This is a genomic window from Paracoccus marcusii (assembly GCF_006151785.1).
Lineage (GTDB): Bacteria > Pseudomonadota > Alphaproteobacteria > Rhodobacterales > Rhodobacteraceae > Paracoccus > Paracoccus marcusii.
The window spans coordinates 1-18,978 of the sequence record NZ_VDDD01000067.1 but is presented as its reverse complement, the minus strand read 5'-3'; the positions used below and the strand labels follow the sequence as shown (position 1 = coordinate 18,978).

At 68.5% G+C, this 18,978-nt stretch carries 21 protein-coding genes; 11 read left to right on the top strand and 10 right to left on the bottom strand.

Translation table 11 applies throughout. The annotated features are described in order from the left end of the window. On the bottom strand, nucleotides 1–841 hold an 841-nt coding region (locus FHD68_RS11405), incomplete at its 3' end, for a D-alanyl-D-alanine carboxypeptidase family protein (RefSeq protein ID WP_139085727.1). 373 nt (nucleotides 842–1,214) lie between these two features. Here FHD68_RS11405 and clpS point away from each other — a divergent pair. The 3 genes from clpS to FHD68_RS11390 are packed head-to-tail and all read left to right on the top strand — an operon-like array spanning nucleotide 1,215 to nucleotide 3,353. Continuing rightward, nucleotides 1,215–1,532 (top strand): ATP-dependent Clp protease adapter ClpS, encoded by a 318-nt coding sequence (gene clpS / locus FHD68_RS11400; protein WP_045980873.1) that lies wholly within the window; start codon nucleotides 1,215–1,217, stop codon nucleotides 1,530–1,532. A gap of 4 nt (nucleotides 1,533–1,536) precedes the next feature. Continuing rightward, the gene (locus FHD68_RS11395; protein WP_127898364.1) at nucleotides 1,537–2,550 is read left to right on the top strand and encodes a class I SAM-dependent methyltransferase; all 1,014 of its coding nucleotides are present in this window, start codon (nucleotides 1,537–1,539) and stop codon (nucleotides 2,548–2,550) included. Beyond that, nucleotides 2,547–3,353, top strand: a complete 807-nt coding sequence (locus FHD68_RS11390) for an SDR family NAD(P)-dependent oxidoreductase (protein ID WP_127898365.1) — start codon at nucleotides 2,547–2,549, stop codon at nucleotides 3,351–3,353. Before FHD68_RS11395 ends, FHD68_RS11390 begins: the two co-directional genes overlap by 4 nt. Here the strand turns inward: FHD68_RS11390 and FHD68_RS11385 are convergent. Beyond that, nucleotides 3,350–3,766 (bottom strand): hypothetical protein, encoded by a 417-nt coding sequence (locus tag FHD68_RS11385; RefSeq protein WP_127898366.1) that lies wholly within the window; start codon nucleotides 3,764–3,766, stop codon nucleotides 3,350–3,352. The two genes, FHD68_RS11390 and FHD68_RS11385, sit on opposite strands and share 4 nt — an antisense overlap. Nucleotides 3,767–3,828: 62 nt before the next feature. Here FHD68_RS11385 and hemF point away from each other — a divergent pair, with 62 nt between their 5' ends. Beyond that, nucleotides 3,829–4,695 (top strand): oxygen-dependent coproporphyrinogen oxidase, encoded by an 867-nt coding sequence (hemF, locus tag FHD68_RS11380; RefSeq protein WP_139085725.1) that lies wholly within the window; start codon nucleotides 3,829–3,831, stop codon nucleotides 4,693–4,695. Nucleotides 4,696–4,705: 10 nt separating this feature from the next. On the opposite strand, the gene FHD68_RS11375 is transcribed toward hemF, so the two are convergent. From FHD68_RS11375 to FHD68_RS11360, 4 genes are all read right to left on the bottom strand, one after another. Continuing rightward, nucleotides 4,706–5,032: a YnfA family protein gene (locus FHD68_RS11375; protein WP_425277547.1), complete on the bottom strand. Its 327-nt coding sequence runs from the start codon at nucleotides 5,030–5,032 to the stop codon at nucleotides 4,706–4,708. Further along, the gene (gene parE / locus FHD68_RS11370; RefSeq protein ID WP_045980875.1) at nucleotides 5,029–6,990 is read right to left on the bottom strand and encodes a DNA topoisomerase IV subunit B; all 1,962 of its coding nucleotides are present in this window, start codon (nucleotides 6,988–6,990) and stop codon (nucleotides 5,029–5,031) included. The genes FHD68_RS11375 and parE overlap by 4 nt, the downstream gene beginning before the upstream one ends. Before the next feature lie 100 nt (nucleotides 6,991–7,090). After that, complete coding sequence (locus FHD68_RS11365; protein WP_139085723.1) at nucleotides 7,091–7,750, bottom strand: glutathione S-transferase family protein; 660 nt, start codon at nucleotides 7,748–7,750, stop codon at nucleotides 7,091–7,093. 63 nt (nucleotides 7,751–7,813) lie between these two features. Beyond that, nucleotides 7,814–8,773 carry an alpha/beta fold hydrolase gene (locus FHD68_RS11360; protein WP_127898370.1) on the bottom strand — a complete coding sequence of 320 codons (960 nt, stop codon included), beginning with the start codon at nucleotides 8,771–8,773 and terminating at the stop codon, nucleotides 7,814–7,816. A gap of 154 nt (nucleotides 8,774–8,927) precedes the next feature. On the opposite strand from FHD68_RS11360, the gene FHD68_RS11355 reads away from it, so the two are divergent. After that, entirely contained in the window at nucleotides 8,928–9,593 is a 666-nt protein-coding gene (locus FHD68_RS11355; protein ID WP_240542396.1) for a DUF1007 family protein, read from the top strand. Continuing rightward, nucleotides 9,590–10,498, top strand: coding sequence for a nickel/cobalt transporter (locus FHD68_RS11350; RefSeq protein ID WP_127898371.1), 909 nt, complete (start codon nucleotides 9,590–9,592; stop codon nucleotides 10,496–10,498). Before FHD68_RS11355 ends, FHD68_RS11350 begins: the two co-directional genes overlap by 4 nt. A 16-nt stretch (nucleotides 10,499–10,514) precedes the next feature. Here FHD68_RS11350 and hisG read toward each other — a convergent pair whose 3' ends face one another. Genes hisG through hisS form a run of 3 tightly spaced genes read right to left on the bottom strand, consistent with a single transcriptional unit; the run spans nucleotide 10,515 to nucleotide 13,746 of the window. Continuing rightward, nucleotides 10,515–11,210, bottom strand: coding sequence for an ATP phosphoribosyltransferase (hisG, locus tag FHD68_RS11345; RefSeq protein ID WP_127898372.1), 696 nt, complete (start codon nucleotides 11,208–11,210; stop codon nucleotides 10,515–10,517). Continuing rightward, nucleotides 11,207–12,265, bottom strand: coding sequence for an ATP phosphoribosyltransferase regulatory subunit (locus FHD68_RS11340; RefSeq protein ID WP_127899347.1), 1,059 nt, complete (start codon nucleotides 12,263–12,265; stop codon nucleotides 11,207–11,209). The genes hisG and FHD68_RS11340 overlap by 4 nt, the downstream gene beginning before the upstream one ends. Beyond that, nucleotides 12,265–13,746 (bottom strand): histidine--tRNA ligase, encoded by a 1,482-nt coding sequence (hisS, locus tag FHD68_RS11335; protein WP_127898373.1) that lies wholly within the window; start codon nucleotides 13,744–13,746, stop codon nucleotides 12,265–12,267. Before hisS ends, FHD68_RS11340 begins: the two co-directional genes overlap by 1 nt. A gap of 58 nt (nucleotides 13,747–13,804) precedes the next feature. Between hisS and FHD68_RS11330 the strand changes: the two genes are divergently transcribed. From FHD68_RS11330 to ispG, 5 genes are all read left to right on the top strand, one after another. Then, nucleotides 13,805–14,020, top strand: a complete 216-nt coding sequence (locus FHD68_RS11330) for a SlyX family protein (protein ID WP_127898374.1) — start codon at nucleotides 13,805–13,807, stop codon at nucleotides 14,018–14,020. 163 nt (nucleotides 14,021–14,183) lie between these two features. After that, on the top strand, nucleotides 14,184–15,476 hold the full coding sequence (locus FHD68_RS11325) for an adenylosuccinate synthase (protein WP_127898375.1): 1,293 nt from the start codon (nucleotides 14,184–14,186) through the stop codon (nucleotides 15,474–15,476). Nucleotides 15,477–15,563: 87 nt separating this feature from the next. Further along, nucleotides 15,564–15,773 carry a DUF2842 domain-containing protein gene (locus FHD68_RS11320; RefSeq protein ID WP_045980810.1) on the top strand — a complete coding sequence of 70 codons (210 nt, stop codon included), beginning with the start codon at nucleotides 15,564–15,566 and terminating at the stop codon, nucleotides 15,771–15,773. Nucleotides 15,774–15,784: 11 nt separating this feature from the next. After that, on the top strand, nucleotides 15,785–16,444 hold the full coding sequence (locus FHD68_RS11315; RefSeq protein WP_239441252.1) for a thiamine diphosphokinase: 660 nt from the start codon (nucleotides 15,785–15,787) through the stop codon (nucleotides 16,442–16,444). Nucleotides 16,445–16,506: 62 nt separating this feature from the next. After that, on the top strand, nucleotides 16,507–17,640 hold the full coding sequence (gene ispG, locus FHD68_RS11310; protein ID WP_045980812.1) for a flavodoxin-dependent (E)-4-hydroxy-3-methylbut-2-enyl-diphosphate synthase: 1,134 nt from the start codon (nucleotides 16,507–16,509) through the stop codon (nucleotides 17,638–17,640). A 62-nt stretch (nucleotides 17,641–17,702) separates the two neighbouring features. On the opposite strand, the gene moaA is transcribed toward ispG, so the two are convergent. Then, nucleotides 17,703–18,710 carry a GTP 3',8-cyclase MoaA gene (gene moaA, locus FHD68_RS11305; RefSeq protein WP_127898376.1) on the bottom strand — a complete coding sequence of 336 codons (1,008 nt, stop codon included), beginning with the start codon at nucleotides 18,708–18,710 and terminating at the stop codon, nucleotides 17,703–17,705. Nucleotides 18,711–18,978 lie beyond the last annotated feature (268 nt).

The window sequence follows — 18,978 nt, the reverse complement described above, 5'->3', positions numbered from 1 at the left end:
GCGGCGATGCCTGCAGCACCAGGCGCTGCGGTTCTGCCTGGGTCGCGGCGGGGCTGGCGGCGACCTGCGCGCGGCGCGTCGTGGCCTGCACCAGCAGGCGCGGAGGCTGCGGACGGACCTCGCGCACGCGGTCGGGGATGCGGGTGAAGCTGCTGTCCAGCAGCTCGGTCATCACCTGGTTGCGATGCGCCGTGGACGTGCCGCCGAAGACGGTGGCGATCAGGCGACGGTTGCCGCGCTGTGCCGAGGCCGTCAGGTTGAAGCCCGCAGCCCGCGTATACCCCGTCTTGATCCCGTCGGCACCGGCATAGGCATCCAGGAAGCGGCGGTTCGTCGACGCGACCTGCGCGATGCCCGCATCGGCCGACCGGCGCGAGAACAGGTTGTAGTACTGGGGGAAGTCGTAGAACAGGTGGCGTCCCAGAACGCTCATGTCATGGGCGGTCGAATAATGCCCCTCGGTCGTCAGGCCATGAGCGTTGCGGAACTGGCTGTTGTTCATGCCAAGCGCCCGCGCCATCTGGGTCATCTGCTGGGTGAAGGCCTGTTCGGAGCCTGCCAGCCCCTCGCCGATGGTGGTCGCGGCATCGTTGGCCGACTTGATCGCGGCCGCGCGCAGAAGATAGCGCAGCTCGATCTGCTGACCCGCGCGCAGGCCCAGCTTGGAGGGGGGCTCGTTCGCGGCCTTGGAGGACACGGTGAATTTCGAATCCAGCCGCACCTGACCGCGTTCGATGGCCGAGAACGCCATGTAGAGCGTCATCATCTTGGTCAGCGAGGCAGGATGCAGTCGCGTATCCGAATTCTGGCGATAGATGGGTTGCCCGGTCCGGGCGTCCATCACATAGGCCGCGAAAGGTGCCGCGGCAGCCGGAAGCCCCAACAGGGCAACGGCCAGGACGGCATGACAAAGCAGCCGGAAGGCATGGGTAAATCGGGTCACTGTCGCTGTCTCTCTGCCTCAAGCGGGCGCGTCGTTTGTCGCACGTCCGTCGTTAATCAACCTATAATAGCACGGCTCTTTTCACCTTGAAACCGGGCAATCACGCTTATTTTGTCTGCACTGTAGGCGACGCCGTCCGGACCCGGATCGCGGCGCATCCGCGCGGGGGGCTTTCATCCGGGCGCGATTGCGCTATATTTCCGGGGATGGCGACAGCGCCCACCCCCTCGCCTCAGCATTCAGGAACGACCGCAGCCCGATGACGCACTGGATGACCGCACCCGACAATCCCGACGACCAATCCGATCTGGCGGTCAAGCCGCGCGCGAAATCGCAGCGGCCGCCGATGTACAAGGTCCTGTTGCTGAACGACGACTTCACCCCGATGGAGTTCGTCGTCCACGTGCTGGAGCGGCTGTTCCACATGACCCACGCCCAGGCGATCGAGATCATGTTGACCGTGCACCGCCGCGGTCTGGCCGTCGTCGGCGTCTTTTCACACGAGGTGGCCGAGACGAAGGTCGCCCAGGTGATGGAGCTGGCCCGCCGCCAGCAGCATCCCCTGCAATGCACCATGGAAAAAGAGTAATCGCGTGACCCAATCACGACTGGACCTGGCCTTTCCGGACGGCCATCCCGGGGGCCGGGTGCTGTTCATCGGCGCCACTGCCGCCGATGACCTGTCCCCCCTCGACCCCGCACAGCTGACCATCGTCCAGGGAAATTTTCCCGATCATGACGGACTGACCGCCCGCGGATTCGATGTCCGGACGGAGCCGGAGGGCCGTTTCGACGCGGCCGTCGTCCGCCTGCCGCGCGCCAAGGCCGCCGCACGCGCGCGCCTTGCGCTGGCCGCGGCGTATCTGGCGCCTGGCGCGGCCCTTTGGGTCGATGGGCAGAAGACCGACGGCGTCGATTCCCTGCTGAAGGAACTGCGCGGCCATGCCGAGGTGCGCGATGTCATCAGCAAGGCCCATGGCAAGATCTTTCAGGTGACGCTGCCCGACGCGGGACTGCCCGCCGACTGGACCGCGACCGAGCGTCAGGTCGAGCCGGGCTTCGTGACCCTTCCGGGCGTCTTCTCGGCCGACGGGATCGACCCGGGGTCGCGGATGCTGGCCGATAACCTGCCGCCCAAGATGCCCACTCGCGTGGTCGACCTGGGCGCGGGATGGGGCTGGCTTTCCGCGCAGGCGCTGGCCCGACCGGGCATCGCCGAGCTGCACCTGGTCGAGGCCGACCACGCCGCCCTGACCTCGGCCAAGCGCAATGTCACCGATCCGCGGGCACAGTTCCACTGGGCGGACGCGCGCAACTTCACCCTGCGGGAGCCGGTCAACGGCGTCATCATGAACCCCCCGTTCCACGAGGGGCGACAGGCCGACCCCCGGCTTGGGGCCGACTTCATCGCCACCGCGGCGCGCATCCTGACGGGCGCGGGTCGGCTGTGGATGGTCGCCAACCGGCATCTGCCCTACGAATCGGTCCTGGCGCAGCATTTCGGCCAGGTCCATGAGATTGCGGGCGACACGCGCTTCAAGGTGATCGAAGCGACCGCGGCGGGCAAGGGTACCGCCACGGTCCGGGCCCGGGGGGCACGGCGGTGACGCTGTCGATCCAGGGCAAGACGGCCATCGTCACCGGGGCCGGGCGCGGCGTGGGCCTGGCCATCGCGCGGCACCTGGTCGAACGCGGCGCATCGGTCATGTTCGCGGATGGCGACGAACAGGCGCTTCAGTCGGCGGTGTCGGATTATGCCGACGACGAAAGCCAGGTGCGCCATTTCGTCGGGAACATGTCGGAAAAGCTGGCGATGGCGAACCTGCTGTCGGCCACGTTGGATGCGTTCGACCGCGTCGACATCCTGGTGAACGCCCATCGTTTCGTTCGGGGCAGCGATCCGCTGGACACCGACATGGACGCGCTGGAGGAGATGCTGCGCCAGAACATGCTGGCCAGCCTGCGTCTGTCGCAGATGGTCGCAAAGCGCATGATCCGTCAGGCCGACGGCGAAGGGTCAAGCGCCCAGACCGGGGCGATCGTCAACATCTCGACCTTGGCGGCGCGGCGGCCGATTCCGTCGATGCTGGGCTATTCCATCGCCTGTGCGGCGCAGGAACAGGCCACGCGCGGGCTGGCGCTGGCCTTGGCGCCGCACCGCATCCGCGTGAACGGTGTCAGCTTCAGCAGTGTCATGTCGCATGAACTGCAATGCGCGCTGAAGGACAATCCCGACCAGCGGGCGCAGATCATCGCTGGCACACCCCTGGGCCGCATCGCCCCGGCCGAAGAACTGGCCGAGACGGTGCATTACCTGGTCAGCGACGGCGCGCGCTTTGTCACCGGCCAGATCGTCACCGTCGACGGCGGACGCAGCCTGGCCGACCCGGTGACGTCACAGGTGCTTTAGGCTTCCTCGGGATAGGCGGCGCGGCAGGCGGCCACGGCGGCATTCGCGCCGCGCGTCAGGGCCGCCTGACGCTCTACCAGGCCGTCGCGCTTGCGCGTCTCGGCCGCGGGGTCGATGGGCACGCGGAACCGTTCGACATCGACATAATCGCGCCAGCAGCCATAGGTGCTGATCTGCGCCTTGCCCTCGTGGTCGCGGATTACGCGTTCGCATTGCGCGAACCGCGTGCGCACGACCTGGCGTTCGTCCCAGGCATAGCCCCGCGACAGATTGCCCTCGACCTCGGCCAGCAGGCTGCTGACGGTGCGGTATTCGCTGGTGTTCCGGCTGATGCAGCGTTCCTGCGGCGTGCCGCAGGCGGCAAGGGCCAGGACCGGTGCAAGGCAAAGGGCAAGGGCGGTGTTGCGGCGCATGGCGGCTCTCTTTATGGACGCAGGCGATGCTAGTCGCGATGCCTGGGGCTGGCAAATCACGAATGAGGCCCGCCATGGATGAACAACGCCACCGCGCCGCGCTTTGGTTCCGCGAGCTGCGCGACCGCATCACCGCCGCCTTCGAGGCGCTGGAGGACCGCGCCCCGGGCAACGCCCCCGCGGGCCGGTTCGAGGTGACGCCCACGGAACGCGCCGACAACGGCGGCGGCGGCATCATGTCGGTGATGCGCGGCGGCCGCGCCTTCGAGAAGGTCGGCGTGAACTGGTCCGAGGTGCATGGCACCCTGGCCCCCCGCGCCCAGGCCGCGATGGCCGCCCGCGGCGTGCCGGGCATGGAGGATGACCCGCGGTTCTGGGCATCGGGCATCAGCCTGGTCGCGCATATGCGGAACCCGCACGCGCCGGCCGTGCACATGAACACGCGCATGTTCTGGACCCCGGGGGCGTGGTGGTTCGGCGGCGGGTCAGACCTGAACCCCTGCATCGAATACGCGGATGACACCGCGCATTTCCACAACACGCTGCGCGATGCCTGCCTGCCGCACGGGGCGGACTACTATGACCGCTTCAAGGCCTGGGCGGACGAGTATTTCTTCATCCCCCATCGCGGGCGGGCGCGGGGCGTCGGCGGCATCTTCTATGACGACCTGAACACCGGGGACTGGGAGGCGGATTTCGCCTTCACCCGCGACGTGGGCGCGGCGTTCCTGCCGGCGTTCCTGCCGCTGGCAGAGGCGCGGATGGCGCAGGCGTTCGACGATGCCGACCGCGACACGCAGCTGATCCATCGGGGTCTCTATGCGGAATACAACTTGGTCTATGACCGCGGCACGAAATTCGGGCTGGAGACCGGCCACAACGCCGACGCCGTCCTGATGAGCCTGCCGCCCTTGGCCAAGTGGGTCTAGGCCCGTCCGCCTACGGGCGGGCGCCTGCCAGGATCACCGCGGCCCCGACGATGCACAGCCCGGCCCCCAGCAGGTCCAGCCTGCCGGGGGTCTGACCCTCGACCAGCCACAGCCATGCCAGCGACGTGGCGATATAGATGCCGCCATAGGCTGCATAGGCGCGCCCCGCGAAATCGACCTGAACACGCGTCAGCGCCCAAGCGAACAGCGCCAGCGCGACCACGCCCGGCACCAGCCACAGCGCCGACCGGTCCAACCGAAGCCAGGCCCAGAAGGCGAAACAGCCCGCGATCTCGGCCATGGCGGCCGCGACATACAGGCCGATCGTGGGGATCACACGTCCAGTTCCTCGACGAAGCGGGCGTTTTCCTGGATGTATTCGAACCGCAGCTCGGGCTTCTTGCCCATCAGGCGTTCGACCAGATCACCGGTCTCGCCGCCTTCATCGTCGTCGATGCTGACGCGGATCAGCTTGCGGGTGGCAGGGTTCATGGTCGTGTCCTTGAGGTCCTTGGCGTCCATCTCTCCCAGACCCTTGAAGCGCTGGACGTCGATCTTGCCGCGGCCGCCCAGGCCCTTGGCGATCATCCGATCCTTTTCGGCGTCGTCGGCCACGTACAGGCGGTGGGCCCCCTGCGTCAGACGGTACAGCGGCGGGCAGGCCAGATACAGGTGCCCCTTGTCGATCATCGGCCGCATCTGCGTGAAGAAGAACGTCATCAGCAGCGACGCGATATGCGCGCCGTCGACATCGGCGTCGGTCATGATAATGACCTTGTCGTAGCGCAGGTCGTCGACGTTGAAACGCGTGCCCATGTTGACGCCAAGCGCCTGGCACAGGTCGTTGATCTCCTGGTTGGCACCCATCTTGGACGATGCCGCGCCCAGCACGTTCAGGATCTTGCCCCGCAGGGGCAGCAGGGCCTGCTTGGTGCGGTCGCGGGCCATCTTGGCGGAACCGCCGGCGCTGTCGCCCTCGACGATGAACAGTTCGGTCCCGTCGCGGTTGGTGGCGCTGCAATCGACCAGCTTGCCGGGCAGGCGCAGCTTTTTCGTGGCCGTCTTGCGTGCGGTCTCCTTTTCCTGGCGGCGACGCAGGCGCTCCTCGGCGCGCAGCACCAGGAAATCCAGGATCGCGCCCGCGGATTTGGTGTCCGACGCCAACCAGGTGTCGAAATGGTCGCGCACCGCGCCCTCGACCAGGCGCGCAGCCTCGGTCGTGGCCAGGCGGTCCTTGGTCTGGCCCACGAATTCCGGTTCACGGATGAAGCAGCTGACCAGCGCGCAACCGCCGATGATCAGGTCCTCACGCGTGATCTGGGCCGCCTTCTTGTTGCTGACCCGCTCGCCATAGCTGCGGATGCCCTTCAGGATCGCGGCCCAAAATCCCATCTCGTGGGTGCCGCCCTCGGGGGTGGGGACGGTGTTGCAATAGGACTGGATGAAGCCGTCGCGCGCGGGCGTCCAGTTGATCGCCCAGTCCACCTTGCCCGGAACGCCGAACTTGGCGTTGAAGTCGATGCTGCCGGAAAACGGGCGGTCGGCATAGGTGCTGGTCCCGGTCAGGGTCTCGGTCAGGTAATCGGCCAGGCCGCCGGGGAAATGGAACGTGGCCTCGCGCGGGGTCTCTCCGTCGTCGATCTCGGTCTTCCAGCGGATCTCGACGCCGCTGAACAGGTAGGCCTTGGATTTCACCATCTTCATCAGCCGCGCGGGCTTGAAGCGGTGATGGCCAAAGATCTCCTCGTCGGCATGGAAGGTCACGGTGGTGCCGCGCCGGTTCGGTGCCGCCCCGATCTTGGCGACCGGCCCCTGCGGGATGCCGCGGGAAAAGCGCTGCTCGAACAGCTCCTTGTTGCGCGCGACCTGCACAACCATCAGGTCCGACAGCGCGTTCACGACCGACGCACCCACGCCGTGCAGTCCACCCGAGGTCTGATAGGTGTCGCCCGAGAACTTGCCCCCCGCATGCAGCGTGCACAGGATCACCTCCAGCGCGGACTTGCCGGGGAACTTGGGGTGCGGATCGATGGGAATGCCGCGGCCGTTGTCGCGCACGATGACGCTGAAATCGGCCAGCAGCTCGACCTCGATGCGCGTGGCGTGGCCTGCCACGGCCTCGTCCATCGAGTTGTCCAGGATTTCCGCGACCAGGTGATGCAGCGCGCGTTCGTCGGTGCCGCCGATATACATGCCGGGACGCTTGCGCACCGGCTCCAGCCCCTCCAGCACCTCGATCGAGGATGCGGAATAGGCGTCGCTGGCGGCGTTGCCGGAGAGAAGGTCGTCGGCCATGGGGTCGCTCACTGATTTGGATCGCGGCGCTTATCTCATGGCGCGGGGGCGGGCGGCAAGGGGTTGTGTCCCCTGCGCGGCCCGCCCCAAAGGATTGCGCCTATTCCGGCTCCGCCATGCGGGCGGCCCACATCGCCTGGAACGCCGGGCGGTCCTGGCAGGCGGACAGCCAGGCGCGGATCGCGGGAAACCCCTCCATCAGCGCGCCGTGCCCTTGGGCATAGCGGACGATCTCGGCCAGGTTCAGGTCGGCCACGGTGAAACGGCCGCCCACCAGATAGGCATGCGTTGCCAGATGGTCCTCCAGCACCTTCAGCGGCCGGACGAGCCGTTCGGCCGCGTCCGCCACGATCCCCACGTCATCGGCCGACTGCAGCGTGCCGCGGTTGTGCAGCATCAGGATGGTCAGTGCGTCGGGCTCGATCGCGGTGGCGCCATAGATCGACCACTGGGTCATCAGCGCGTCTTCGGCGTAATCCTGCGGGCCTGCAGGGCCGCCATGCTTGCGCGCCAGATGCAGCGTGATCGCCAGCGATTCGGACAGGACCAGCCCTTCGTCCTCGATCACCGGGATGGCGCCCGCGGGGGACAGGGCCAGGAAATCGGGGCTGCGGGTGTTGGGCGGTGCATCGGGCGCGTCGGCATTGCCGATGCGATAGGCCTGGATGACGGGCACCTGCCGGAAGGGCAGGTCCAGTTCGTGACAAAGCCACACGACACGCGATGCACGCGAGCGGGTGACGCCGTGGATGGTCAGCATGATGGCCCCCGGTTTGGTTTGGCGGCCACCTTGGGACGCGGGCGCGGGCGCTGCAAGCCCCCGTCAGCGGAGGCCCGCGCGGACACTGGCGCGGTCGACGGCGTCGATGATCGCCTGCGGATCGCCATGCTGGGGCATGTGGCCTTGATCGGGCAGGATCGTCAGCGCGGCGTTGGGCAGCGCCTCTGCCAAGGGCAGGGCGTGAATGTCAGCGGGCACGATGCTGTCTTGACCGCCATGGATGACCTCGACCGGCATCGTCAGGCGCGGATACTGCGGCGCCATCACTTGAAGATAGGCGCGCAACCCGTTGATCTGTGACGCATTCGCGCGATAGTTGCCGCGCCGCGCGGCCAGCCCCACGCCGATATAGTCGGCATATCCCGGGGGTACGGGCTGGGGCGCGAAGATGCCCGCCATGATCCGGTTGCCCAGGGACACCGGCGCCAGGGCGGTCAGCAGCGGTGGCCCCACACGATCGCCCAGGGGAGTCTCCAGGAATGCGTACCATCCGGTCAGCGTGCCGGGCCAGGGCATCGTCGCCCCGGACACGATCACCAGCGCCGCCGTGTCGCCCGGTGCGCGCAGACCCCAAGCCATCGCGACCGCGCCACCATAGCTGTGGCCCAGCACCACGGGTCGGCGCACGCCCAACTGGTCGGCGGCGGCGCGCAGCAGTTCGGCCTGGGCGATGGGGTTGTCGGTCTGCGCGCCGATCGCGTCCGTCCAGCCCAGCCCCGGCCGGTCGAAGGCCAGGACGCGGTACCGGGTCGCCAGGCGGTCGGCCAGGGAAAAGGTGAAATCGCGGCTGTTCCCGCTGGCCCCATGCAGCAGGATCAGGTCGGGACCGCTGCCGCGGATGTCGACATGCACGGTGCGGCCCTGCACCTGGATCAGTTGTCCGGTGGGGGGGAATTCGGCCTCGAACGCGGTTTCGCGCGCGGTGGCGCGGGCATCGACGATCCGCCCGCAACCGGTCAGCGCCAGGGCCAGCCCCGCCATCGTGAATGCCCGTCGTTTCATGCCGTCCCCTGTTCCTCTGCATCCAGACACGTCCGAACCCGGCCTGGGGTAGCGGCGCCCGCGTGGTTTTCCGCCGGGCTGGCAAAGCGGTGATTTGCAAGCCGCGCCGCACGCGGGTAACTGGAACCGCCGTCCTTGCCAAGGTGTCCTGCCGATGTCGCCGCGCGTGTCCTGCCTGTCCGCCCTGCTGATCGTCGCGCCGCTTGGCGCGTTGGCCCATCCGCATGTGTTCATCGACGCGGGCCTGTCCTTGCGTCACGACGCGGCGGGGGCGCTGACCCATGTGGGTGTCGAATGGGCCTATGACGAATTCTATTCCCTGCTGATCATCGAGGATCTGGGTCTGGACCCCGATGGCGACGGCGTCCTGACCACCGACGAACAGGCGGCCCTGCAGGGCTTCGACGCGGACTGGGAGCCGGGCTTTGACGGGCGGCTGTTTCTGGACGCGGACGGCCGCAGGCTGGCGCTGGACGGCCCGCAGGATTTCGCCGCGCGCTATGAGGACGGGCGGGTGATCTCGGCCCATGTGCGACCCCTGGCCGAGCCGCTGGACGGGGACCGGCCGCTGACGATCCAGGTCTATGACCCCGAATACTATGTCCAGTTCAGCATCCCCGAACCCCCGGCCATCGCGCGGGACGATTGCGCTGTCGATCTGCGCATGGGCGATCCCTATGCCGCCGCCGATGCCTATGCCCGCGCAGTGGGCGAGGCCCTGGGCGACGGCCAAAGCGCCGAGGAGGCGGACCTGATCACCGTGGACATCGGCGCCACCGGCGCGGATTCGGTGCAGGTCCGCTGCGGCCCAGGGTCATGAGGCGCGCCGTCGCCCTGACGGGGCTGGTCGTCGCCCTGACGCTGGTGGCGCTGTGGCTGGGCGGCGGTCTGGCCGGGATCGAGCGGTGGGCCACCGACCAGCAGCGCGCCGTCCAGAACGCGATGGCCGGGGCCTTGCGGGCGCTGCGGTCGGGCCAGCCGGGGGCGGTCGCGTCGCTGCTGGGGTTGTGCTTTGCCTATGGCGTCGCCCATGCGGTCGGGCCAGGGCATGGCAAGGTGATCATCGGCAGCTATGGGTTCGGCGCCCAGGTTCCGCTGGCCCGGCTGGCCGGGCTGTCGGTCGCGTCCTCGCTGGCGCAGGCAGGCACGGCCATAGCCTTGGTCTGGGGCGGGATCACCATTTTGGACCTGGGGCGCCAGACCCTGACCGACCTGTCGGAGGTCGCGATGGTGCAGGCCAGCACGGTCCTGGTCGCGTCGGTCGGCCTGTGGCTGGCATGGCGCGGCCTGTCGATGCTGCGCGCGCAGGCGCGGGCGGATCGCCACCACCATCACCACCACGGCGACGCCTGCGGCTGTGGCCATGCGCATGGCCCCACGCCGCAGCAGGTAGCGCAGACGCGGTCGCTGCGCGACGGGGTGCTGGTCGTGGCGGGCATCGCGCTGCGACCCTGCACCGGAGCGCTGTTTCTGCTGATCCTGACCTGGCGGATGGGCATCTTCGGGATGGGCATCCTGGGGACGCTAGCGATGGGCCTGGGCACTGCGGTGGTGACGGTCGCGGTCGCCTGCCTGGCGGTCTGGGCGCGACGCGGCAGCTTTGCCCTGCTGCCCGAACACGGCCCCTGGGCGGGCGCCGCGCGCTGGCTGCCCGGAACGCTGCAACTGGGCGCAGGGGTGCTGATCGCCGCGATCTCGGTCGCGGTGCTGCTGCCGTGGCTTTGACGCGGGTGCTGCGGGGTTAGGCTGACTGGTCTGCCTGCGGCGGCACCAGCCGGGCGATCAGCGCGTCCATCGCCGGGCCCATCGCCGCGCGGCTGGCGAACAGCGTCGCCTGCGACCGCAGGATCGGCGCCTCGTCCAGGATGCGCAGGTTGTTCGCGCGCAGCGTCTCGCCCGACGAGGTGATGTCGGCGATCGCTTCGGCGGTCAGGTTGGCGACCGTGCCCTCGGTCGCGCCCTGGCTGTCGACCAGTTGGTAATCCGCGACCTCGTGGGCGGACAGCCAGGCGCGAACCAGGCGGTGATATTTCGTGGCGATGCGCAAACGGAACCCATGTTCGGCCCGGAAATCGCGCGCGATGGCTGCGAAATCGTCCAGGTCCGTGCAGTCGCGCCAGCAATCCGGCACGGCCAGGATCAGGTCGGCATGTCCAAAGCCCATCGGCGTGACCTCGACCAGGTCGCTTGACCATCCGGCCAGCTTTTCGCGCACCAGGTCGGTGCCGGTCACGCCCAGCTCGATCCGGCCGGCGGCCAGTTCGCGCGGGATCTCTCCGGCCGACAGCAGGACCAGCGACACGCCCTCGACCCCCTCGACCCGGCCCGCATATTCGCGGTCGGACCCGGCCCGCGACAGACGCACGCCGCGGTCGGCGAACCAGTCGAAGGTCTGTTCCATCAGCCGCCCCTTGGACGGCACGCCAAGACGGATCATGCCTGCGCCTCCAGTTCGGCAACAAGGCCGGGGCGGATGATGCCACCCACGGCGGGGATCTCGCGGCCGCGGCCCAGCACGCGGGTCAGCGCGTCATAGCGCCCGCCCGACGCGACCGGCGGCCATCCGGCCCGGTCGGCCTGGAACGTGAAGGTGAAGCCGTCGTAATATTCCATCGTGGTGCGCCCGTGGCTGGCGTCGAAGATCACCGTCTGCAGGTCGATGCCGCGCGCGGCGATGGCGTCCAGGCGGTCGCGGATGCGGGCCACCGCCGGCGCGATGGCGGGCATGTCGCGGGCCAGGTCGGCCAGCGTCGACAGCGCCTGCGGCGCCGGGGCGCGCAGTGCGAACAGACGCTCCAGCCGGTCGGTCCAGACCGGGGCCAGGGGCGGCACCGCCACGTCCGACTGCAGGCGGGCGATGCGGCGGATCATCTCGTCCTCGGTCCGCATCCCGGCCCAGGACGTGGTGACGTCGGGAAACTCCCGCGCGATCGACGGGGCCGAGAACCGAGCCAGCAGGCGCGCGAAGCGGCCCGGCCGCCAGATGTGGTGCAACAGCGCCACCGAACGCGCCTCGGTCAGGGGCAGGCCGCGCACCGCATCCAGCAGCAGGCCCATGTCGCCCATGCGCGCCTGCAGGCCCAAGGGCGCCAGCGCATCGTGGAACAGCGCAAAGACCTCGGCATCGGCCTGGGGGTCGCGGGTGAACAGCTCGAACCCGCATTGCAGGTATTCGTGGTCGCGCGGCGTGGCGGGGCGGGTGTCGCCCGTGTCCTGCTTGCGGAACACCTCTCCCAGATAGCAGTAGCGGGCCGGATCGGCGCCGTTCTGCATGTGCGCCTGGACCACCGGCACGGTGAAATCGGGGCGCAGCATCATCTCTCCACGGATCGGGTCCTGGGTGACATAGGCGCGGGCGCGGATGTCCTCTCCGTACAGGTCCAGAAGGTCGCCCGCGGGCAGCAGGATGTCGGGCGCGATCTCGGTCGCACCAGCGTCGCGGAACCGCGACAGCAGCCGCTGTCCGACCGCCTGCTTGGCCTGCTTCGGGATCATCCGATGATCCTGCGGACTTCGGCAACCAGGTCGGCGCGCGCGACCTCGGTCTGGGCGGGCTGGGATTTCCATTCCTCGACAGAGGCTTCTGCGGCAATCTTCGCGCCCAGGATCAGGTCCTTGACCTGCACCACGCCGCGTTCCGCCTCATCCCCGCCCTGGATGATCGCGACGGGTGCGCCGCGCTTGTCCGCGTATTTCAGCTGGTTGCCAAAGTTCTTGGGGTTGCCCAGATAGACCTCGGCACGGATGCCGGCGGCGCGCAGATCGGCGGCCATGGCCTGGTAATCCGACATCCGGTCGCGGTCCATCACGGTCACGACCACGGGACCGGCGACCTGGGCCCCGGCCAGACCCTTGGCGCGCAAAGCGGCCAGCAGACGGTCGACGCCGATGCTGACCCCGGTTGCCGGGACCTTCTGCCCGGTGAAACGCTCCACCAGCCCGTCATAGCGGCCACCGCCCGCGACCGATCCGAACTGCCGCTTGCGGCCCTTTTCGTCAAGAATCTCGAAGGTCAGCTCGGCCTCGAAGACCGGGCCGGTGTAATAGCCCAGGCCCCGGACCACGGCCGGATCGATCACGGCGCGATCCTCGGCCACGCCCATCGCGGCCAGCATCGCGGCGATCTGGCGCAGTTCGTCCACGCCCTCGGCGCCGATGGCCGATCCGCCGACGGCGGTCGACAGGTTGTCCAGTGTCGCGGCGTTGTCCGCACCCTTGGCCTCCAGGAAGGCAAGCACCGGCCCCGCCTGCGCCTCGGACAGGCCCACGCCATCGATGCGCGCGCCGCTATCGTCCAGGCGGCCCGTGGTCAGCAGGGCCAGCACGCCCTCGCGACCGACCTTGTCGAACTTGTCGATCTGGCGCAGCACATCCTCGGCCTGATCCTCGCGAACCTGGGCCGCCTCCAGGACGCCGTTCAGAACCTTGCGGTTGTTGATCCGCACCAGATAGTCGCCGCGGTCGATGCCCACGGCCTCCAGCGCATCGGCCAGCATGCCGCAGATCTCGGCATCCGCCGCCACCGAGGCCGACCCGACCGTGTCCGCGTCGCACTGATAGAACTGGCGGAACCGACCCGGCCCCGGTTTCTCGTTGCGCCAGACGGGTCCCATCGCAAAGCGGCGGTACGGGCTGGGCAGGTCGTTGCGGTACTGCGCCGCGACGCGCGCCAGGGGCGCCGTCAGGTCATAGCGCAGTGCCAGCCAGTCGCCCGCCGTGCCGCCGCCGGGCACCGCCTCCTCCTGCCAGGCAAAGACGCCGGCATTGGGCCGGTCCACGTCGGGCAGGAACTTGCCCAGGGCCTCGACCGTCTCGACGGCGCTCGTCTCCAGCGGATCGAAGCCATGGCGGTGATAGACCTGCGCGATGCGGTCCAGCATGTCGCGCCGTTCGGTCACGTCCTGCCCGAAATAGTCGCGGAACCCCTTGGGCGTCTCGGCCTTGGGACGGGGCTGCTTCTTGTCTTTTGCCATGGTATCAGTCGCCTTTTCGGGCCCATATTCAGGCGCCGCTGTAACGGAAGGTGACGACATGGACAAGCAGCAGGACCGCCTGCATCAGCTGGAGGAGGCCTTGGCCCATCTGACGCGGCTGACGGATGAGCTGTCCGAGGTCATCGCCCGACAGGACCGCGACCTTGCCCGCGTCACCCGCCGCCTGGATCAACTGCTGCTGGCCGAGGCCGAGCGTCAGGCTGATGCGGCGGGCAGTGTCGCGATGGCCGACCAGCGCCCGCCGCATTACTGAGACCGTCCGCTTCTTCTTTGACCAAATACCCTCCGGGGGTCCGGGGGGCGAAGCGCCCCCGGCGGCCGCCCCCGGCAGGGTCCCGACAAAGCGGCTTTCCCCGCCGTGCCCGATGCGCTAATGCCGGGCTGAAAAGAACTTCGGACAACGAAAAGGATCGCTCATGGCCAATGTTGTGGTTGTCGGAGCCCAGTGGGGCGACGAGGGCAAGGGCAAGATCGTCGACTGGCTTTCGGAACGCGCCGATGTCATCGCGCGCTTTCAGGGCGGTCACAATGCCGGCCACACGCTGGTCATCGGCGACAAGGTCTTCAAGCTCTCGCTGCTGCCCTCGGGGATCGTGCGCGAGAACAAGCTGGCCGTGATCGGCAACGGTGTCGTGCTGGACCCCTGGGCGCTTTTCTCGGAGATCGACAAGCTGGCGGGGCAGGGCGTCGCCATCTCGACCGAGAACCTGATGATCGCAGAGAACACGCCGCTGATCCTGCCGCTGCATCAGGACCTAGACAAGCTGCGCGAGGAGGCCGCCGGCAAGGCCAAGATCGGCACGACCGGCCGCGGCATCGGCCCCGCCTATGAGGACAAGGTCGGCCGCCGCACGATCCGCGTCGCCGACCTGGCCGACGAGGAGACGCTGGACAGCCGTCTGGACCGCCTGCTGGCCCACCACGACGCGCTGCGCGCGGGTCTTGGCGCCACGCCGATCGACCGCGCCGAGCTGAAGGCCAAGCTGATGGAGGTGGCGCCCAAGCTGCTGCCCTATGCCCAGCCCGTCTGGAAGATCATGGGCGACGCCCGCAAGGCCGGAAAACGGATTCTGTTCGAGGGTGCGCAGGGATCGCTGCTGGACATCGATTTTGGCACCTATCCCTATGTCACCTCGTCCACGACGACGTCGGGGGCGGCGGCCAGTGGCACCGGCATGGGGCCGGGCGCGATCGGCTTTGTCCTTGGCATCGTCAAGGCATACACCACCCGCGTGGGCGAAGGTCCGTTCCCGTCGGAACTCGATGACGCAGACGGCCAGCGCCTTGGCGAGCGGGGCCACGAGTTCGGCACCGTCACGGGCCGCAAGCGCCGCTGCGGCTGGTTCGACGCGGTGCTGGTGCGCCAGACCTGCGCGATCAGCGGCGTGAACGGGATCGCGTTGACCAAGCTAGACGTGCTGGACGGGTTCGACACGCTGAAGATCTGCACCGGCTACGAGATCGACGGCGTGACGTATGACTATCTGCCGACGGCGGCCGCGCTGCAGGCCAAGGTGCGCCCGATCTACGAGGAGATGGAAGGCTGGCACGAATCGACCGCCGGGGCGCGCAGCTGGGCCGACCTGCCAGCCGCCGCGATCAAGTACGTGCGCCGCGTCGAGGAGTTGATCCAGTGCCCCGTGGCGATGCTGTCGACCAGCCCGGAGCGTGACGACACGATCCTGGTGACCGATCCCTTCGCCGACTGATTGCGTCCCGCGACGTGCCGGGGGACATCCTGTCCCCCGGACCCCCTTGGGGCGCGTTCGGGGATACCGAGGAAAGAGCCAGACGACATGGAACTGAAGACCCGCAAGCGGCTGTCCATCCTGATCCTGGTGATCGGCATGCCCGCCTATGTCGTCGCGGCGGTGTCGCTGATGAACTGGCTGGACGGGCGGTTCGGACGCCAGCCGATCTGGATCGAGCTGCTGATCTATGTCGCGCTTGGCGTACTGTGGGCGCTGCCGTTCAAGCGCGTCTTCAGCGGCGTCGGCAAGGGCTGAGGGCGGGAATGGTGGACCAGCCCCGACCGGTCCGCCACCTGCGCGGGGTCACCGTGATCGGCGGCGGCATGGTGACGCCCGCCGATCTGTCGGTGGCGCTGTCGGTCGCGCCCCTGCTGGTCGCCGCGGATGGGGGTGCGGACCGGGCGCTGGCCCTGGGGCACGCGCCGGACTGGGTGATCGGGGACCTGGACAGCATCTCGGACCCGGCGCGGCGGTCGGTTCCGGCCGCCCGCGTGCTGGAGGTAGCCGAGCAGGACAGCACGGATTTCGCCAAATGCCTAGGACGAATCGACGCGCCGCTGGTCATGGCGGTGGGTTTTGCGGGGCTGCGCCTGGACCATACGCTGGCCGCGCTGACGGTGATGGTCCAGCCCGGCGTTCCGCGCGTCGTCATGCTGGCCAGCGATGACGTGATCGTGCTGTGCCCGCCGCGCCTGACCCTGCCGCTGATGCCCGGGACGCGGGTGTCGCTGTACCCGATGGGACCGGCGCGCGGCAGCAGCCAGGGCCTGGAATGGCCCATCGACGGGATCGATTTCGCACCGGGCCAGCGGGTCGGCACCTCGAACCGGGCGACGGGGCTGGTCAGCCTGCGGGTGCAGGGGCCGATGCTGCTGATGCTGCCCCGAGACTGTCTTGGAACGGTGCTGACGGCGATGCAGCGCTGAGGGGGCGGTTGTCGTTGCGGCCTGCATGGCTTATCTGAGGGGCGAACCCCCGGAGGCCTGCCATGTCGCTGAACCCGATCCGTCCCTGGCGCAACATCGAGCGCCGCAAGTCGCGCCAGATCATGGTGGGCAAGGTCCCCGTCGGCGGCGATGCCCCGATCAGCGTGCAGACCATGACCAACACCAACGGCCACGACGTCAAGGCGACCCTGGCCCAGGTCATCGCCGCCGCAGATGCCGGCGCCGACATCGTGCGCATCAGCGCCCCGGACCAGGAGACCACGCGCGCGCTGCGCGAGATCTGCCGCGAGAGCCCTGTGCCGATCGTCGCCGACATCCATTTCCACTACAAGCGCGCCATCGAGGCTGCCGAGGCGGGCGCCGCCTGTCTGCGCATCAACCCCGGCAACATCGGGGACGAAAGCCGCGTGCGCGAGGTCATCAAGGCGGCCAAGGACCACGGCTGTTCGATCCGCATCGGCGTGAATGCAGGCAGTTTGGAAAAGCACCTGCTGGAGAAATATGGCGAGCCCTGTCCCGACGCGATGGTCGAGAGCGGGCTGGACCATATCAAGATCCTGCAGGACAACGACTTCCATGAATTCAAGATCAGCGTGAAGGCCAGCGACGTGTTCCTGTCGGCTGCGGCCTATCAGCAGCTGTCAGAGGCGACGGACGCGCCGATCCATCTGGGCATCACCGAGGCGGGCGGGTTCGTCGGCGGCACCGTCAAGTCGGCGGTGGGCCTGGGCAACCTTCTGTGGATGGGGATCGGCGACACGATCCGCGTCAGCCTGTCAGCCGATCCGGTCGAGGAGGTCAAGGTCGGCTTCGAGATCCTGAAATCGCTTGGCCTGCGGACGCGCGGGGTGCAGATCATCAGCTGTCCCAGCTGCGCACGGCAGGGCTTTGACGTGATCCGCACGGTCGAGGCGCTGGAAAAGCGGCTGGAGCACATCAAGACGCCGATGAGCCTGTCGATCATCGGTTGCGTGGTGAACGGACCGGGCGAGGCGCTGATGACCGATCTGGGATTCACCGGCGGCGGGGCCGGGTCGGGCATGGTCTACATGGCCGGCAAGCAGAGCCACAAGCTGTCGAACGACCAGATGGTCGATCACATCGTCCGGCTGGTCGAGGAACGGGCCGAGGTCCTGGACGCCGAGGCACGCGCCGCGGAAGCCGCCGCCGAGTAGGGTTGCGTCCCGCGAGGGCCGGGGGCGCTGGCGCCCTCCGGACCCCCCGCAGGCGCGCCCTGTCAGCCGCCGGTATGGCTCATGTGGCGGGTCATCTGGCCTGCGACGCCTTGGCGGGAATAGTCGAAGTCGTGACCCTTGGGTTTGCGCGCGATGGCCGCGCGGATCGTCTGGCGCAGGGCCTCGTCGTCGGCGCTGGCGCGCAGGGGCGCGCGCAGGTCGGCGTTGTCCTCTTGGCCCAGGCACATGAACAGCTCTCCGGTGCAGGTGACGCGCACGCGGTTGCAGCTTTCGCAGAAATTATGGGTCAGGGGCGTGATGAAGCCGATCCTTTGTCCGGTCTGCGCCAGCCTGACATAACGGGCCGGGCCACCCGTGCGTTCGGCAAGATCCAGCAGCGTAAAGCGTTCGGCCAGCCGGGCGCGCAGGTCGGACAGGGGCCAGTACTGGTCCAGCCGGTCCTCCTCTCCCATCTCGCCCATAGGCATCACCTCGATGAAGGTCAGGTCGTGACCCTCGTCGCCGCACCATTGCACCAGATCGAACAGCTCGCTGTCGTTGACGCCCTTGAGGGCTACGGCGTTGATCTTGACGCGCAGGCCGGCAGCGGTCGCGGCCCGGATCCCCTCCAGCACCTGGGGCAGGCGGCCCCACCGGGTGATTGCCGAGAACTTGTCGGCGTCCAGCGTGTCCAGCGACACGTTCACGCGCCGGACACCGATATCGGCCAGTTCCGCCGCATGGCGGGCCAGCTGGCTGCCGTTGGTGGTCAGGGTCAGCTCGTCCAGGCCGTTCCCCAGGTGACGCGACACGTTGCGGAAAAAGCCCATGATGCCACGACGGACCAGAGGCTCTCCGCCGGTGATGCGCAGCTTGCGCACGCCTAGGCCAATAAAGGCGGTGGACAGGCGGTCCAGCTCCTCCAGCGTCAGTAGGTCGGCCTTGGGCAGGAACTGCATGTGTTCCGCCATGCAATAGACGCATCGGAAATCGCAGCGGTCGGTGACCGACACCCGCAGATAGGTGATGGGCCGGGCAAACGGGTCGATCAGGGGCGGGTGCATGTCCATCCCCCTTATCTAGGCGCGCCGGACTGCGGTCACAAGGCGGGGATTCGTGGGTCGGGTGGTGGACCTTGCCACGCTGGCGTGACTAATCTGCGGCAACGATGATTGAAGGAGACGCCGATGCGCCTGATCCCCCTTGCCGTCCTGGGCCTGTCGCTGGCCGGATGCACCCAGATGGCTGCGACGATGAACCGGCCCGAAGCGCCCAAGGCGACGGCGGCCCAGACCGCGGCCGCGACGGCCGTGACGCGCGCGCCCAGCCCCCGGCCCG

Coding starts and splice junctions, on each gene's coding strand:
- FHD68_RS11355 (WP_240542396.1), top strand. CDS start 8,928: ATGTCGCCGCGCGTGTCCTGCCTGTCCGCCCTGCTGATCGTCGCGCCG.
- FHD68_RS11330 (WP_127898374.1), top strand. CDS start 13,805: ATGGACAAGCAGCAGGACCGCCTGCATCAGCTGGAGGAGGCCTTGGCC.
- ispG (WP_045980812.1), top strand. CDS start 16,507: ATGTCGCTGAACCCGATCCGTCCCTGGCGCAACATCGAGCGCCGCAAG.
- hisS (WP_127898373.1), bottom strand. CDS start 13,746: ATGGCAAAAGACAAGAAGCAGCCCCGTCCCAAGGCCGAGACGCCCAAG.
- FHD68_RS11360 (WP_127898370.1), bottom strand. CDS start 8,773: ATGAAACGACGGGCATTCACGATGGCGGGGCTGGCCCTGGCGCTGACC.
- hisG (WP_127898372.1), bottom strand. CDS start 11,210: ATGATCCGTCTTGGCGTGCCGTCCAAGGGGCGGCTGATGGAACAGACC.
- FHD68_RS11365 (WP_139085723.1), bottom strand. CDS start 7,750: ATGCTGACCATCCACGGCGTCACCCGCTCGCGTGCATCGCGTGTCGTG.
- FHD68_RS11350 (WP_127898371.1), top strand. CDS start 9,590: ATGAGGCGCGCCGTCGCCCTGACGGGGCTGGTCGTCGCCCTGACGCTG.
- FHD68_RS11320 (WP_045980810.1), top strand. CDS start 15,564: ATGGAACTGAAGACCCGCAAGCGGCTGTCCATCCTGATCCTGGTGATC.
- parE (WP_045980875.1), bottom strand. CDS start 6,990: ATGGCCGACGACCTTCTCTCCGGCAACGCCGCCAGCGACGCCTATTCC.
- moaA (WP_127898376.1), bottom strand. CDS start 18,710: ATGGACATGCACCCGCCCCTGATCGACCCGTTTGCCCGGCCCATCACC.
- clpS (WP_045980873.1), top strand. CDS start 1,215: ATGACCGCACCCGACAATCCCGACGACCAATCCGATCTGGCGGTCAAG.
- FHD68_RS11325 (WP_127898375.1), top strand. CDS start 14,184: ATGGCCAATGTTGTGGTTGTCGGAGCCCAGTGGGGCGACGAGGGCAAG.
- FHD68_RS11385 (WP_127898366.1), bottom strand. CDS start 3,766: ATGCGCCGCAACACCGCCCTTGCCCTTTGCCTTGCACCGGTCCTGGCC.
- hemF (WP_139085725.1), top strand. CDS start 3,829: ATGAGGCCCGCCATGGATGAACAACGCCACCGCGCCGCGCTTTGGTTC.